At 69.4% G+C, this 15,079-nt stretch carries 13 protein-coding genes; 4 read left to right on the top strand and 9 right to left on the bottom strand.

Translation table 11 applies throughout. The annotated features are described in order from the left end of the window. The first annotated feature begins 99 nt into the window (after positions 1–99). The 3 genes from HEP73_RS16750 to lpxH all read left to right on the top strand — a co-directional run bounded on the left by HEP73_RS16750 (position 100) and on the right by lpxH (position 2,601). Complete coding sequence (locus HEP73_RS16750) at positions 100–1,230, top strand: glycosyltransferase family 4 protein (protein ID WP_185820831.1); 1,131 nt, start codon at positions 100–102, stop codon at positions 1,228–1,230. Beyond that, positions 1,214–1,741 (top strand): phosphatase PAP2 family protein, encoded by a 528-nt coding sequence (locus HEP73_RS16755; RefSeq protein ID WP_185820832.1) that lies wholly within the window; start codon positions 1,214–1,216, stop codon positions 1,739–1,741. The genes HEP73_RS16750 and HEP73_RS16755 overlap by 17 nt, the downstream gene beginning before the upstream one ends. A gap of 122 nt (positions 1,742–1,863) precedes the next feature. Next, positions 1,864–2,601, top strand: a complete 738-nt coding sequence (gene lpxH, locus HEP73_RS16760) for a UDP-2,3-diacylglucosamine diphosphatase (protein ID WP_185820833.1) — start codon at positions 1,864–1,866, stop codon at positions 2,599–2,601. Between the two features lie 40 nt (positions 2,602–2,641). Here the strand turns inward: lpxH and HEP73_RS16765 are convergent, their stop codons facing one another. From HEP73_RS16765 to HEP73_RS16805, 9 genes are all read right to left on the bottom strand, one after another. Beyond that, complete coding sequence (locus HEP73_RS16765) at positions 2,642–3,157, bottom strand: hypothetical protein (RefSeq protein ID WP_255423538.1); 516 nt, start codon at positions 3,155–3,157, stop codon at positions 2,642–2,644. A 174-nt stretch (positions 3,158–3,331) separates the two neighbouring features. Continuing rightward, the gene (locus tag HEP73_RS16770; RefSeq protein WP_185820835.1) at positions 3,332–4,576 is read right to left on the bottom strand and encodes a zinc-dependent metalloprotease; all 1,245 of its coding nucleotides are present in this window, start codon (positions 4,574–4,576) and stop codon (positions 3,332–3,334) included. Positions 4,577–4,883: 307 nt separating this feature from the next. Further along, on the bottom strand, positions 4,884–5,705 hold the full coding sequence (locus HEP73_RS16775) for a ferritin-like domain-containing protein (RefSeq protein WP_185820836.1): 822 nt from the start codon (positions 5,703–5,705) through the stop codon (positions 4,884–4,886). A 22-nt stretch (positions 5,706–5,727) separates the two neighbouring features. Then, complete coding sequence (gene purF, locus HEP73_RS16780) at positions 5,728–7,194, bottom strand: amidophosphoribosyltransferase (RefSeq protein ID WP_179570616.1); 1,467 nt, start codon at positions 7,192–7,194, stop codon at positions 5,728–5,730. Between the two features lie 28 nt (positions 7,195–7,222). Continuing rightward, positions 7,223–8,005, bottom strand: coding sequence for a CvpA family protein (locus tag HEP73_RS16785; protein WP_185820837.1), 783 nt, complete (start codon positions 8,003–8,005; stop codon positions 7,223–7,225). Positions 8,006–8,099: 94 nt separating this feature from the next. Continuing rightward, positions 8,100–9,134 (bottom strand): SPOR domain-containing protein, encoded by a 1,035-nt coding sequence (locus tag HEP73_RS16790; RefSeq protein ID WP_185820838.1) that lies wholly within the window; start codon positions 9,132–9,134, stop codon positions 8,100–8,102. Positions 9,135–9,203: 69 nt separating this feature from the next. Continuing rightward, positions 9,204–10,463: a bifunctional tetrahydrofolate synthase/dihydrofolate synthase gene (gene folC, locus HEP73_RS16795; protein WP_185820839.1), complete on the bottom strand. Its 1,260-nt coding sequence runs from the start codon at positions 10,461–10,463 to the stop codon at positions 9,204–9,206. 365 nt (positions 10,464–10,828) lie between these two features. Then, positions 10,829–11,473 carry a histidine phosphatase family protein gene (locus tag HEP73_RS16800; RefSeq protein ID WP_185820840.1) on the bottom strand — a complete coding sequence of 215 codons (645 nt, stop codon included), beginning with the start codon at positions 11,471–11,473 and terminating at the stop codon, positions 10,829–10,831. 181 nt (positions 11,474–11,654) lie between these two features. Continuing rightward, positions 11,655–13,808, bottom strand: coding sequence for a S46 family peptidase (locus tag HEP73_RS16805; RefSeq protein ID WP_185820841.1), 2,154 nt, complete (start codon positions 13,806–13,808; stop codon positions 11,655–11,657). Between the two features lie 162 nt (positions 13,809–13,970). Between HEP73_RS16805 and tdh the strand changes: the two genes are divergently transcribed. After that, positions 13,971–15,002: an L-threonine 3-dehydrogenase gene (gene tdh / locus HEP73_RS16810; protein WP_179570610.1), complete on the top strand. Its 1,032-nt coding sequence runs from the start codon at positions 13,971–13,973 to the stop codon at positions 15,000–15,002. Positions 15,003–15,079 lie beyond the last annotated feature (77 nt).

The raw sequence follows: 15,079 nt of genomic DNA on the forward strand, positions 1-15,079 counted from the left end.
GCGGCTAAACGTCCTGGGCCGGCGTCATGATTCCTACATGCGGCGGACATGTTCGCTTCACCGCCTCGCGCGATGCTTTGGCAAACCGGAGCCTGAAGCATGCGCTACGCGATCGTCACCGAGACGTACCCCCCTGAGGTCAACGGCGTCGCGCTGACCGTGCAGGGGTTGGAACTGGGATTGCGTGCGCTCGGCCATCAGGTCGACGTGGTGCGGCCGCGCCAGGTGGGCGACCACGACGGCGATGCGCTGCTGGTGCGCGGCGCGGCGCTGCCGCGCTACCCCGGCCTGAAGTTCGGCCTGCCCGCGCCGCGTCGCCTGGCCCGGCTATGGCAGGCGACGCCACCGGACGCGGTCTACATCGCCACCGAAGGCCCGCTGGGCTGGTCGGCGCTGCGCACCGCGCGGCGCCTGGGCATCCCGATCGCCACCGGCCTGCATACCCGCTTCGACGAATACCTGCCGCAGTACGGCGCCGCCTGGCTGCAGTCGACCGCGCTGCGCTGGATGCGGCGCTTCCACAACCAGGCCGACGCGACCCTGGTGCCGACCCGCGAGCTGCTCGACTTCCTTGCCGGGCAAGGCTTCGAGCGCGCACGCCTGCTCGCGCGCGCGGTGGACAACCGCCAGTTCGAACCGCAGCGCCGCGATGCGCAGCTGCGCCGCGAGTGGGGCTTGGACGACGATGGCTGCGCGGCCCTGTACGTCGGCCGCATCGCCTCGGAAAAGAACCTGCCGCTGGCGGTGCGCGCGTTCCGCCAACTGCAGCGGGTGCGTCCGGAAGCGCGCTTCGTCTGGGTCGGCGACGGCCCGATGCGCGAGCGCCTGGCGCAGGAAAACCCCGACTTCATCTTCTGCGGCGTGCAGCGCGGCGACGCGCTGGCGCGGCACTTCGCCAGCGGCGACCTGTTCCTGTTTCCCAGCCGCAGCGAGACCTTCGGCAACGTGACCCTGGAAGCGATGGCCAGCGGCGTGGCCACGGTCGCCTTCGATTACGGCGCGGCGCGCGAATACCTGCGCGACGGCGTCAACGGTGCGGCGGTGGCCGACGACGACGGCTTCGTTGCCGCGGCGGTACGCCTGGCCGGCGACGACACCCTGCGCCGGCAACTGGGCGAGGCCGCCTGCGCGGCGATGCAGCAGCTGCGCCCGGAACAGGTCGTGGCCGATTTCGAGGCCCTTCTCGGCGAACTGGCGTACAGCAGGAGGTCCCATGTCGACGCGGCTTGAGATTCTGCGCGGGCACGAAACCCGCTGGTGCCGGCAAGCCAACCATTGGTGCCGGCGGCGCTCGGTGCGGCGCTTCTTCGCGCTGATCAGCCGCCTCGGCGACGGCGTGTTCTGGTATGCGCTGATGACCTTGCTGGTGGTCTGCGACGGCATGGGCGGCGTGTTCGCTTCCGCGCACATGGCGGCCACCGGCGTGGTCGCGCTGAGCCTGTACAAGGGCCTCAAGCGCTGGACCCGGCGCCCGCGCCCGTACGCGGCCGACCTGCGCATCCGCGCCTGGGTGGCGCCGCTGGACGAGTTCAGCTTCCCGTCCGGGCACACCTTGCATGCGGTGTCGTTCGGCATCGTCGCCCTGGCCTACTACCCGTGGCTGGCGCCGCTGCTGATCCCCTTCATCGCCTGCGTGGCGCTGTCGCGGGTGGTGCTGGGCCTGCACTATCCCAGCGACGTGCTCGCCGCCACCGGCATCGGCGCACTGCTGGCCGGGGTATCCCTGTGGGTGGTCTTGTAGCGGGGATTGGGCATTCGGGATTGGGGATTCGTAGAAGCGGGAGCGGACGCCGTACGCTGGACCTTGCCAATCCCGAATCCCCAATCCCCAATCCCCAATCCCGGCTCCATTACAATGCAGAAATGACCACGCTGTTCATTTCCGACCTGCACCTGGATCCGGCCCGGCCGGCGATCACCGCGCTGTTTCTGGACTTCCTGCGCGGCGAAGCGCGCGGTGCCGAGGCGCTGTACATCCTCGGCGACCTGTTCGAGGCCTGGATCGGCGACGACACGCCGTCGGAGACGGCCGACGCGGTGGCGCTCGAACTGCGCGCGCTGAGCGATGCCGGCGTACCGGTGTTCTTCATGCACGGCAATCGCGATTTCCTGCTCGGTGCCGACTACGCGCGCCGCGCCGGCATGCGCCTGCTGCCGGATCCGTGCGTGATCGATCTGTACGCCGAGCCGACGCTGCTGCTGCACGGCGACCTGCTGTGCACCGACGACACCGCCTACCAGGCGTTCCGCGCGCAGACCCGCGACCCGGCGTTCCAGCAGCAGTTCCTGGCGCAGCCGCTGGCCGCGCGCATCGCCTATGCGCAGCAGGCGCGCGCCGCCAGCCAAGCACGGCAAGCGGAAATGAAGCAAGGCGACCGTGTCCAGTTCGAGACCGTCACCGACGTGGCGCCGGACGAGGTCGCGGCCAGCTTCGCGCGCTACGGCGTGGCGCGGATGATCCATGGCCATACCCACCGCCCCGCCATGCACACGCTGGACGCCAACGGCCGCAGCTGCACCCGCATCGTGCTCGGCGACTGGTACGAACAGGGTTCGGTGCTGCGCGTGGATGCGCAGGGTTGCCAGTTGCAGCAGCTGTAATCGGCAGCGGTCAGAAACGCACGCACAGAACCCGCGAGCGTTACAGCATGCCGCCGGCGTTGTCGCGCGCACGCTGCGCATAGCCGACGAAATCGCCCTCGGCCACGTCGTACCACAGGATCGCGCCGGAGCGTTCGACCCGGTAGCGATCCCTGACCGGTGCGGTCTGCGGATCGCCCGGACAGCCTTCGCCGTGCTTCTCGCGCACCGCGACATCGATCGCGACGGATGATGCGCTGGCGGCGGGTTCGGCGGTCACCGACGGCGATGCAGCGGCGTCAGCGGCCACGGGCTCGGCGTCGGTCTCGGCAAAGTATTGCAGGCACTGCGCATCGGCATAGACATGGTCGGCCGCCAGACGCGTCTCCAGCATGTCCACCGCGCGGGTTTCGTCGAACGCTGCCGCGGGCGCTTGGCCCGTGGCCGGTGCGGTCGCGGGGGCCGACGCGGTCGCCGGCGCCTGCGGCGGTGCGGCCGGCGGATCCGCCGGGCCGCAGCCCATGCTCAACATCGCCAGTGCCAAGGCCGCCGGCAGGCCAATGCTCTTCAACACCATTGCCGATTCCATGAGTAATGAGCGGTGCGCGCCCGGCGCTGCCGGACACGTCGTCGCTCAGCATAGCCGAAGCCGGACGCCTCGGCGTCCGGCCGGCCTGCAGGATCGGCAAGCGGAGCGCCCCGACACAGGCCTGGCGCGGCCTGCATCGGAGCGCCCCTTGAACGCGCTGTCTCAGCGGAACGCGGCGACCGCCGCCTTGGTATTGACCAGCACGCGCTGGTTGTCCGCGGTGCTGGCATTGCCCATCGGCACGCCGCCGTAGGAAATGTTCGGGTTGGACCAGTAGTTCAGGCGCGGGCAGCTGACGGTGCAGTTGTAGGCCATGATCGTGCGCCAGCTGTTGCCGTAGCGGTAGCCGTGGCCGTAGGCGTACGGCGAGGTGCTCGAATCGGTGGCGATATCGTGTCGCGCGCTCTGCAGATGGCCGATCTCGTGGGCGAAGCTGTAGTAGCCGGTGGCGCAATCCCAGTACACCGCGGCGAACGCGGTGGCCGCTGTCGAGCCGATGCCCGAGGCCAGCCCGCAATAGCTGCTGTTGTCGATGATCAGCACGCCGACGTCGGCGGCCACGCTGTTGCGCGTGGTGTGGATGCTGTCCATGTAGCCGTCGCTGGTGCCGCGGAAGCGGCTCAGGTCGGTGGTGAAGTCGCCGGACTCGGTGTAGCTGGTGGTCTGGTAGCCGGCCAGTTGCATGGTGATGCCGACGTTGCTGTTGGTGTAGCCCTGGTTGGACTCGGCCACCGCCAGTTGCACCAGCGACTGCATGTTGCCGCCGTAGCTGGTCACCGCCTGGTTAGTGGCCACCACCAGCACGCGGATGGTCGCCGGCGAGCCGGACGAGGCGGCGGCGGTGGTGGCGCGGTCGTCGACCACGGACTGCGGCATCTGGATGGTCGGCAGCAGCGCGTACTCGGCCGGATGCTCGGCGGGCATGCGGCTTTCGTCGACCTCGACCAGCACGTGGCCGCCGCCGGTGATCGGGCGCAGGTGGAACAGCGTGCCGTTGCTGCGGATGCTGCCGGTGACGGTGTCGCCGCTGCGCACCAGGATCGCCGAGTTCAGCGGATCCAGTCCGGAGCGCGCGCGCGCCTTGGCCGCGGCGGCGTTGCCAAGGTTGCCGTACCAGATGCTGTTGCCGCCTTCCAACCGTTCGGTTTTGGTCTGCGTGGCGGTGACGCGCTGGCCCAGCAGGTCCAGTTCCAGCTGCGCCTGCGTGGCGTCCACCGCGGCGGCGTCCACGCGCACGCTCTGCACCGCGCCGGTGGCGGGATTGGCCAGCACCCGGCTCAACGCGGGCTCGCCGGGGATGGCCTTGGAAATGTACTGACTGCTCTGGAACAGGGGTTTTCCGGCCGCGGAGGCGGAACCGGCGACACACAGGGCAAGCATCGCGGTAAGGCAGCACATCGACTTCATGTCGTACTCCCAGGGGTGGTGAGAAGAGACGGAGCGTCGTCCCTCGCGCAGCAGGCATCGGGCATAGCGCACGGGGGATTCCGATTAGCCGCTCAGCCAATGTTCAGCGCAAGCAACAAAGTCGATCGCGTTCCCACTCAGAGATCGCCATTCCAGTAGCACCGTGATCGGCATCCACGCACTGCCCTTTACAGCGCGCGACCGCTCTCATGGGGTGTCGACGCAAGCCAGCGGCGATCGTTGGGAAACCGTCCGCGCCGGTCCGCCGGGTAACGCAGGCCGCCTCGCCACGCGGCAGCGCGCCGCCTCAGCCGGCCTGGCGCTGCAAGGCGAGCAGTTCGTCCTCGTCGAAACCGGCCAGCAGGCGCGCCGGCAGGTTGAACGGGCCGTGCAGGTAACCGCCGGCGTATTCGCGCAGCAGCTCGGCGAAGCGGGCGCGCGGCTCGATGCCGGCACGCGCGCAATACCAGCGGTACCAGCGCGAGCCGGCGGCGACGTGCGCCACTTCCTCGCGCAGGATCAGTTCCAGGATCTCGACCGTGGCGGCGTCGCCGAGCGCGCGCAGCTTCACGATCATGCCCGGGGTCACGTCCAGTCCGCGCGCCTCCAGCACGCGCGGCACCAAGGCCATGCGCGCCAGGCCGTCGTGCGCGGTCTTCTCGCACATCTCCCACAGCCCGTTGTGCGCGGCGAAATCGCCATAGTCGTGGCCCAGCGCACGCAGCCGCTCGCGCAGCAGCGCGAAATGGCGCGATTCGTCGGCGGCCACCGCCACCCAGTCGGCGTAGAACGCGTCGGGCAACCCGCGAAAGCGGTATACCGCATCCCAGGCCAGGTCGATCGCGTTGAGTTCGATGTGCGCGATCGCATGGATGAAGGCGGCGCGGCCTTCGGCGCTGCCCAGGCCGCGCCGCGGCAGCTCGCGCGGATGCACCAGCAGCGGCCGCGGCGGGCGCCCCGGCATGCGGATCGGCTCGGGCTCGCCGGCGTCCGCCGGCACGCGCAACGCGCCGGCGGCGAACGCGGCGGCATAGCGCTGGGTCAGGGCGACCTTGTCCTCGGGCGCGCTGGCGGCCAGGCACAGCCGCGCCGCGTGCAGCAGATCCCCGCCGGCTTGCGCGTCCTGCATCCGTGCGCCACGCCAGGCCGCGTCAGGCGCGGCGCTTCTTCTTCGCTTCGTCCGAACGCAGCTGCATGATGCGCTCGAAGTAGCCCGGCTCGATGCCGGTGGTGTATTCGCCGTTGAAGCACGAGGAATCGAAGGTCTTCAGTTCCGGGTTGCCCTCGCGCACCGCGGTCTCCAGGTCTTCCAGATCCTGATAGATCAGCCAGTCGCAGCCGAGGAATTCCTGGATTTCCTGCTCGCTGCGGCCATGCGCGATCAGCTCGTCGGCGGCCGGCATGTCGATGCCGTAGATGTTCGGGTAGCGCACCGGCGGCGCGGCGCTGGCCAGGTACACCTTGCGCGCGCCGGCCTCGCGCGCCATCTGCACGATCTGCCGGCTGGTGGTGCCGCGCACGATCGAATCGTCGACCAGCAGCACCACGCGGTTGCGGAATTCCAGGTGGATCGGATTGAGCTTGCGGCGCACCGACTTCACCCGCTCGACCTGCCCCGGCATGATGAAGGTGCGGCCGACGTAGCGGTTCTTGACGAAGCCCTCGCGGTACTTCACCCCGAGCACGTTGGACATCTCCAGCGCGGCGTCGCGCGAGGTGTCCGGGATCGGGATGATGGTGTCGATGTCGTGGTCCGGGCGCAGGCGCAGGATCTTCTCGCCCAGCTTCATGCCCATGCGCATGCGCGCCTTGTGCACCGAGACGTTGTCGATCATCGAGTCCGGGCGCGCGAAGTACACGTACTCGAAGATGCACGGGGTGTGGTCGGTCGGCGAGGCGCAGACTTCGGAGAACAGCTCGCCACGGCCGGTGATCACCAGCGCTTCGCCGGGGCGCACGTCGCGCAGGCGGGTGAAGCCGAGGATGTCCAGCGCCGAGGACTCGGAAGCGACGATGTATTCGTCGCCTTCCACGCCCTCGCGCTTGCCCAGCACCAGCGGACGGATGCCGTGCGGGTCGCGGAACGCCACCAGGCCCAGGCCCAGCACCACGCTGACCACCGCATAGCCGCCCTTGCAGCGGCGGTGCACGCCGGCCACCGCGCGGATCGCCGCTTCCGGGGTCAGCATGCGCTGCGCGTCCAGCTCGTAGGCGAACACGTTCAGCAGCACTTCGCTGTCCGAATCGGTGTTGATGTTGCGCCGGTCGGCCTCGAACACCTGCTGGCGCAGCGCCTCGGTGTTGATCAGGTTGCCGTTGTGCGCCAGCGCGATGCCGTAGGGCGAATTGACGTAGAACGGCTGCGCCTCGTCCATGCCTTCCGAGCCGGCGGTGGGATAGCGGCAATGGGCGATGCCGACCCGGCCTTCCAGCACCGCCATGCGCTTCTCGTCGAAGACGTCGCGGACCAGGCCGTTTGCCTTCTGCACGCGCAGACGGGTGCCGTCGGCGGTGGCGATGCCTGCGGCATCCTGCCCGCGGTGCTGCAGCACGGCCAGGCCGTCATACAGTTGCGCTGCGACATTCTGATTGCCGACGATTCCGACGATGCCACACATTTGAACGCTCTCCGCGGCGACTGCGCCGCTATTGGGAAGGTGGCCGTGCCTGGCCGTTGGATTCGACCCGTGCCGGGTCGTTTGCTGCCGGACGCGCCTGCGCCGGATCGATGTTCGCAGGCAGGACCTGGTTCGGATCGCCGCCGGGCTGCGCGGATTGGGCCCCCGGACGCCCCAGGGCCTTGGACATCACCTCCTGCAGGCCACTGGCCGACAGGGCGTTGCCCAGGGCGGCATTATCGCCTGCCAAGGGCAACTTGCCCAAATCCATCTGAGGCATGTTCATCTGCTGCAGGTTCATCTGTTGCAGGTTCATCTGCGACATGTTGAGTTGCGGCATCTGCGGCATGCGCCAGTCCGGCAGCTGCGCGCGCATCCAGTGCACGCCGGGGCTGAGCACCGGCAGCACCACCGACTGGCGCCAGGCCGGCTCGCGGGTCAGCGGGGTGAAGCTCATCAGCAGCACCAGTACCGCGGCGAAGAACCCGCCGCGCAGCGTGCCCAGGCCGAAGCCCAGCGCGCGGTCGGTGCCGGACAGCGCGGTGGCGCGGACCGCGCTGCGGATCACCATGCCGGTGATGCCCACCACCGCCATCGTCACCACGAAGGTCAGCGCGTAGCCGCCCAGATAGTAGGTCATGCTCGGATGCGCGCCGTCGGCCAGCCAGCGCCCGGCATCGCCGCCGAACTGGAAGGTGGCCCAGCCGGCCAGCAGCCACGACAGCGTGCCGACCACGATACCGACGAAGCCGCGCAGCGCGCCCAGCAGCGCCGAGACCAGGATCACCGCCAGCAGCACCATATCGATCATGCGCGCCTCCCGCGGCCGCACCGCGCCATGGCGGCAGAGCGCCGCGATTCCCTTCCCTGGTACATGCTTGCGACTCCGTGGGCCAACGCCCGGTTCAAGGGTGTGGACGTACCATACCGCTGATGCCGACCTTGGATGCTACCTGCGCGCGCAGCTGTTCGGCATCGGCGCGATTGGCGACCGGGCCGACCCGCACCCGGTTCAAGGCGCCCTTGTCGGTACGCACCTGTTCGACGAAGGCGCTGAACCCGGCGGCGCGGACCTTGTCGCGCAACGCGTTGGCATCCTCGGCCTTGCCGAACGCGCCCAGCTGCACGGCGAAGCCGGTGCCCGACGCGGCCGGTACGCTCGGGGCAGGCTTGGCCGCCGCGACCGGAGCCGGCGTCGCCGCCGGCTTGGCCGGCTCGGGCTTGGGCTGTTCAGGCTTGGGCGCCGCGGCGACCGGCGGCTTGGCCGCGGCCACCGGCTTGGCCGGCTCCGGCGGCAGGGTTTCGGTTTTGGCCGGCGCCGCGCTCGCGGCCGGCGTCGCGGCGGCCGCCACCGAGGACGCGCTCGGCGCGTCCAGGGTCACCACCTGCGCGTTGACGTCGTTGCGTACCTTCACCGCCTGCAGCCGCACCGACTCGGCCTGGGCGCGGTCGGCATACGGGCCGATGCGAACGCGCCAGGCCTGGCGCCCGCCGATCGTGGCCGCCTCGCGGAAGCCCGGCAGCTGCGCCTGCTTGAGCCGCGCGATCACCGCATCGGCGTCGGCCTGGGTGGAATAGGCGCCGAAATTGACCGCGTAGTTGCCGGCGGCCACGGTCGGCGGCAACGCCTGCGCGGCGCCGCTGGCCGCGGCCGGCGTGGCCAGGTCGGCGGCGTCGGGGTTGTCCTGCACCGGCGCCGGCGTCGCGGCCGGCGCGCTGGCCATGCCCACGGCACCGCCGCTGGGCGCGTCGCCCGGCGTCACCAGCGGCAATTCGCGGGTCTGGAACTGGCCGTCGGCCGGAGCGTCCGGGGCCTTCAGCGGAACATTGGCGACGCCGCTGTCGGGCGCAGGGCCCTTGACCAGCATCGGCAGGAAGATCACGGCGAGCGCCACCAGGACAAGGGCGCCAATCAGTCGCTGTTTCAGGACGGTATCCACGGAAAGCTTGAGGGGGCGGCATGGCGGAGTGCCGCAGCGATTATAAGGTCGGGCCGGCTGCCGGCGGGGTCAGCCGGCTGAATGCAGCCAGTGCAAGGCGTCGGCCGCGGTGTGGAACGAGCCGAATGCCAGCACCCGATCGCCCGGCCGCGCCTGCGCCAGGGCCTGCTGCAGCGCCTGCGCCACGCTGTCGGCGAGGCTGGCCTCGGCCGCGTCGGTACCGGCCAGGCGCGCCTGCAACTGCGCGCCGCTCTGGCCGCGCGCGCCGGACAGCCCGGCCAGATGCCAGGCAGCGACCTGCCCGGCCAGCGCCTGCACCACACCGACCGCGTCCTTGTCGGCCAGGGCGGCGAACACCGCGCGGGTGGCGCCGGTGCAGGGCTGCGCCTGCAGCGCCGCGGCCAGTTCGCGCGCAGCCTGCGGGTTATGGCCGACATCGACCAGCACCTCCACCCCGTCGCGCACGAACGGCTGCAGGCGTCCGCGCAACTGCGCGGCAGCGATGCCCTCGGCATAGGCGGTGCGCGGCAAGGCCTTGCGCAGCGCGCGCAAGGCGGCGATGGCGGTGGCGGCATTGGCGCGCTGCACCGGCGCGCGCAGCTGCGGCGACGGCAATTCCAGCTCGGTACCGACGTCACGCCAGCGCCATTGCGCGGCATCGATCGGCTCATGGAAGAAATCGCTGCCGGCGCGGATCGCGTTGGCGCCGATCGCATAGGCGCGGCGCAGCACGCTCGACGGCGGATCGACCTCGCCCAGCACCAGCGGTTTCCACGGCCGCGCGATGCCCGCCTTCTCCGCGCCGATCGCCTCGCGGTCCGCGCCCAGCCAGTCGGTGTGGTCGATGTCGACGGTGGTGATCACCGCCACGTCGGCATCGACCAGGTTCACCGCATCCAGGCGCCCGCCCAGGCCCACTTCCAGCACCGCCAGGTCCAGCTCTGCCTGCTGGAACAGCCACAGCGCGGCCAGCGTGCCGTATTCGAAATAGGTCAGCGGGGTGTCGCCGCGCGCGGACTCCACCGCCTCAAAGCCGGCCACCAGTTGCGCGTCGCTGACCTCGTCGCCGCCGATGCGGACGCGCTCGTTGTAGCGCAGCAGGTGCGGCGAGGTGTAGCTGCCTACGGTCCAGCCGCCGGCACGCGCGATCGCCTCGACGAAGGCCACGGTCGAACCCTTGCCGTTGGTGCCGCCGATGGTGATGACTTTCTTCGCCGGCCGCGCCAGGCGCATGCGCTCGGCCACTGCGCGCACGCGCTCCAGGCCCATCGCGATGTCCTGCGGGTGCTGCTGCTCGATGTAGGCGAGCCATTCGGGGAGGGTTTTCATAAGTTCGACTGGACTCGACTGATGCGCCGACAGCGCTTGAATCGCCGGGGCTGTGCTTTGCATTTGCTTTGGCTGTTCCGGGCCCCGTGAGGCACGGCAAGCCGATCGGACGAAAACCCCGAAGGGGCGGCGCGCACGACGCGCGCCGTTTTTCGACGGCACATGGATGTGCCGCCGAAAAATGTCCGGTCGGCTTGCGCACCCGGAGCGCGCAGCGCGGAGGGCGTGCCGCCCGGGTGTGCTTTCTTTTGGTTACTTTTCTTTGCACAAGCAAAGAAAAGTGACTCGCGCCAAGCGCGAAAGCATTTGCTCATGTTTTTTGCGTCGCGCCAGCGAGCCATGATGCGAAAACTTGGAACAGAGCCCTACAGCGCCCTGTGCTTGGCCTCGCCAAAAAACGGCGTGTGGTGCGCGCAGTCGTTCAGCCGCACCACTTCCAGATGCTCCACGTCCGGGCCTTCCAGCAGGTTCAGCGTGGTCGGCGCCTGGCGGAAGCTCCACAGCTTGGCGATCGGCAGGCCCAGCACCCGGCACAGGATCACCCGGTTAACCGCATCGTGCGCCACTACCAGCAAGGTGTCGTCCCCACCCAGACCCTCGGCGGCGCGAGTCAGGCCGCGCCAGGAACGGTCCAGCACCTGGCGCAGCGACTCGCCACCCGGCATCAGCACCGTGTCCGGCTCCTCGCGCCAGGCGCGCAGCCGCGCCGGATCCTTGTCGTTGATCTCGCTGGCGAGCAGCCCTTCCCATTCGCCGTGTGCGATCTCCTGCAAGTCAGGATCGGTCAGCAGCATCGCCTCGCGCTCCGCGCCAAGCGCGTAGCGGGCGGTGCTCTGCGCGCGCGACAGCGGCGAGGCCACCGCGCGGGTCAGCGGCACCTCGCGCAGGCGCGCGCCGAGCGCTTGTGCCTGCGCCTCGCCGACCGGCGACAACGCGATGTCGATCTGGCCCTGGTAGCGGCCTTCGGCGTTCCACGGGGTTTCGCCATGACGAGCGAGCAGGATGCGCATGCGGTGGAATTCCGTTGGGAGAGAGGTTGCCGTCTCGCGAACGAAAACGGAGCGGCATGATACCTGCTCCGTCGCCGGAAACCCCCGAACCGCATCCCGCTCCGCCGCCGCAACCGTCGCCGTTTAGCGGCGGGCAGGCCGCGCGGTGGCGGCGGTCGCGCGCTGCCGCCGCGCCATCCGGTTACTGCTTCAGATTCAACTCCTTCAGCAGCCGCGGCGCCGGCGCCACCTCCTGCATGATCCAGTGCAGGTAGCGCGAGTCGACCGCGATCATCCGGGTCATCGCCGGGTCGAACACCCAGTTGGAACTCACCGACTCCCAGTTGCCGTCGAACGCCAGCCCGACCAGCTTGCCCTGCGCATCGAGCACCGGCGAGCCGGAGTTGCCGCCGGTGATGTCCAGGTCGGACAGGAAATCGACCGGCACCGAACCCAGCCGCTTGTCCTCCAGACCGCCGTAACGCTTGGCCTTGGCCGCGTCGAGCAGGGCCTTGGGCGAATCGAACGGATCGGCGCCGGTGTCCTTGGCCAGCACGCCTTCCAGCGTGGTGAACGGGGTGTAGGCCACGCCGTCCTTCGGCGCATAGCCCTTGACGTTGCCGAAGGTGATGCGCAACGAGGAATTGGCGTCCGGATAGACCGACTCGCCCTGGCTCTTCTTGTAGTCGGCCAAGGCCTGCAGGTAGCGCGGACGCGCCAGCAGTTCCTCGCCTTCGCGGCGCTTTTCCTCGCGCTCGATCTGCAGCAACGTCGGCATCAGCGCCACCGCATAGCGCAGCGCCGGGTCGTCGCTGGATTCGAACGCGGCGCGGTCGGCGCGCAGCCACTTCAGGCGTTCCTCGGTGCTGCCCAGCTTGGTGCCGGCCAGCCGCGCGGCGGCGGCCTGCGCATCGGCGCCGGCCAGCCACTGGTCCAGCGCCGGCAGCCGCTGCGCCTTCGGCAGCTTCAGGTACTGGTCGAACCAGTAGCGCTGCAGTTGCCCGTCCATCGACGCGACGTAGCGGCGTTCCATCTGCTTCTGCGCGCCCTCGATCTCCGGCAGGTCGCGTTCCTGGTAGCCGGGCTCGCGCTCGGCGTCGGGCTTGGCCCGCTCGATCGACACGCGGTACAGCGACAGCGCGCTGCCGAGCACGCCGGTGCGGCGCAGCTGGCGCAGGATCAGGTCGCGGTCGCGGGTGGCCTTGGCCTGCTCGTCCAGCGCCAGCAGCTGCGCATGCGCCTGCAGCGCGGCACGGCCGTCGCGGCCCTGGCGCTTGAGCCAGGCCAGCACCGCGCGTTCCTCGGTCTGCTTCTGCGTGGCCGCGTCGATGCGCTTGAAGCCTTCCAGCTGCCCTTCGTAGTTCTTGGCGACGTTGTTCCAGCTGGCCATCGTCGCCGCGTACTTCACCTGGATGTCCGGGTCCTGCTTGCCGGCCTGCTCCACCAGCGCGATCAGGTCGCGGTACTGACGCGCGGCGGTGGGATAGGCCCAGCTGGCGGTGGCGTCGAATTCCGAGGCCAGCGCATAGCGGTTGGTGCGGCCCGGATAACCGGCCACCATCACGAAGTCGCCGGCGCCCAGCGGCTGGTCGGCGAACTTCAGGAAATGTTTGGGCTGGTACGGCACGTTGTCCTTGGCGTAGGCCGCCGGCTTGCCGTCCTTGCCGACATAGGCGCGGTAGAACGAGAAATCGCCGGTGTGGCGCGGCCACATCCAGTTGTCGACGTCGCCGCCGAACTTGCCGATATCCGACGGCGGCGCGTACGCCAGGCGCACGTCGCGGATTTCCAGGGTGCGGAACAGCCGGTAGGTATTGCCGCCGGCGAAGCTGTACAGCTCGCAGCGGTAGCCGGCCTCGGCTTCGCAAGCCGCGACCTGCGCCTTGTCGAACGCCTCCAGCGCATGGGTGCGCTTGAGCGCATCGCTGCCGGCGGCGGCCATCGCGGTCTTGGCCTGCTCGGTCACATCGCTGATGCGGTCGAGCACGTAGATGCGCGCGTTCGGCCCGGCGCTGAGCTCGGCGCCGTTGCTGGCCGCGCTGAAGCCGTCGCGGATCAGGTTCTTCTGCGGCGTGGAATTGAGCTGGATCGCGCCGTAGGCGCAATGGTGATTGGTTACCACCAGGCCCTGCGGCGACACGAAGCTGGCGGTGCAGCCACCCAGCGACACCACCGCGCCCATCGGATCGCCGGTCAGGTCGGCCAGTTGCTGCGGCGACAGCTTCAACCCGGCCTGCTGCAGCTGTCCGGCGATATCCGGCAATTGCTGCGGGACCCACATGCCTTCGCCGGCATGGGCGGCCGGGGCACAGGCCAGGGCGACGACGAGGGCGACAGCCAGCAGATTCGAGCGCATCGAATGGATTCCTTCGCGACTAACGTTAGACAGACGTTAGATTGTAACGAATGCAACCGATGCGGCGACCATGACCAACGGCACCCCGCACGCGCCGCAACATGGCCGCGCCCGCGGGCGGCTTATACTTCGCGCCCTCTCAACCCCGAGTCTTGCACCGCCATGGCGCAAACAATGAAGGCGCTGGTCAAGCGCGACGCAGCCAAGGGCATCTGGCTGGAACAGGTGCCGGTGCCGGTGCCCGGCCCCAACGAGGTGCTGATCAAGCTGGAGAAGACCGCGATCTGCGGCACCGACCTGCACATCTACCTGTGGGACGAGTGGAGCCAGCGCACGATCAAGCCCGGCCTGACCATCGGCCACGAGTTCGTCGGCCGCATCGCCGAGCTCGGCTCGGCGGTCAGCGGCTACCAGGTCGGCCAGCGCGTCTCGGCCGAAGGCCACATCGTCTGCGGGCACTGCCGCAACTGCCGCGGCGGGCGTCCGCACCTGTGCCCGAACACGGTCGGCATCGGCGTCAACGTCAACGGCGCCTTCGCCGAATACATGGTGATGCCGGCCTCCAACCTGTGGCCGATCCCGGACCAGATCCCGTCCGAGCTGGCCGCGTTCTTTGACCCGTACGGCAACGCCGCGCACTGCGCGCTGGAGTTCGACGTGATCGGCGAGGACGTGCTGATCACCGGCGCCGGCCCGATCGGCATCATCGCCGCCGGCATCTGCAAGCACATCGGCGCGCGCAACGTGGTGGTCACCGACGTCAACGACTTCCGCCTCAAGCTGGCCGCCGACATGGGCGCCACGCGCGTGGTCAACGTCGCCAACACCTCGCTGAAGGAGGTGATGGCCGACCTGCACATGGAAGGCTTCGATGTGGGCCTGGAGATGAGCGGCAACCCGCGCGCGTTCAACGACATGCTCGACTGCATGTACCACGGCGGCAAGATCGCCATGCTCGGCATCATGCCGCGCGGCGCCGGCTGCGACTGGGACAAGATCATCTTCAAGGGCCTGACCGTGCAGGGCATCTACGGCCGCAAGATGTACGAGACCTGGTACAAGATGACCCAGCTGGTGCTGTCCGGCTTCCCGCTCGGCAAGGTGCTGACCCACCAGCTGACCATCGACGAATTCCAGAAGGGCTTCGACCTGATGGAAGAAGGCAAGGCCGGCAAGGTGGTGTTGAGTTGGTGAGGTCCGGCGCGGCGACGATGCCGCGCTGCACCGCCAGGACCTGTGTCATCGGCCTGGCGATCGCACAAAAAAGAAGG

It is taken from the genome of Xanthomonas sp. GW (assembly GCF_014236815.1).
GTDB lineage: Bacteria > Pseudomonadota > Gammaproteobacteria > Xanthomonadales > Xanthomonadaceae > Xanthomonas_A.

Coding starts and splice junctions, on each gene's coding strand:
- HEP73_RS16750 (WP_185820831.1), top strand. CDS start 100: ATGCGCTACGCGATCGTCACCGAGACGTACCCCCCTGAGGTCAACGGC.
- HEP73_RS16755 (WP_185820832.1), top strand. CDS start 1,214: ATGTCGACGCGGCTTGAGATTCTGCGCGGGCACGAAACCCGCTGGTGC.
- lpxH (WP_185820833.1), top strand. CDS start 1,864: ATGACCACGCTGTTCATTTCCGACCTGCACCTGGATCCGGCCCGGCCG.
- HEP73_RS16765 (WP_255423538.1), bottom strand. CDS start 3,157: ATGGTGTTGAAGAGCATTGGCCTGCCGGCGGCCTTGGCACTGGCGATG.
- HEP73_RS16770 (WP_185820835.1), bottom strand. CDS start 4,576: ATGAAGTCGATGTGCTGCCTTACCGCGATGCTTGCCCTGTGTGTCGCC.
- HEP73_RS16775 (WP_185820836.1), bottom strand. CDS start 5,705: ATGCAGGACGCGCAAGCCGGCGGGGATCTGCTGCACGCGGCGCGGCTG.
- purF (WP_179570616.1), bottom strand. CDS start 7,194: ATGTGTGGCATCGTCGGAATCGTCGGCAATCAGAATGTCGCAGCGCAA.
- HEP73_RS16785 (WP_185820837.1), bottom strand. CDS start 8,005: ATGATCGATATGGTGCTGCTGGCGGTGATCCTGGTCTCGGCGCTGCTG.
- folC (WP_185820839.1), bottom strand. CDS start 10,463: ATGAAAACCCTCCCCGAATGGCTCGCCTACATCGAGCAGCAGCACCCG.
- HEP73_RS16800 (WP_185820840.1), bottom strand. CDS start 11,473: ATGCGCATCCTGCTCGCTCGTCATGGCGAAACCCCGTGGAACGCCGAA.
- HEP73_RS16805 (WP_185820841.1), bottom strand. CDS start 13,808: ATGCGCTCGAATCTGCTGGCTGTCGCCCTCGTCGTCGCCCTGGCCTGT.
- tdh (WP_179570610.1), top strand. CDS start 13,971: ATGGCGCAAACAATGAAGGCGCTGGTCAAGCGCGACGCAGCCAAGGGC.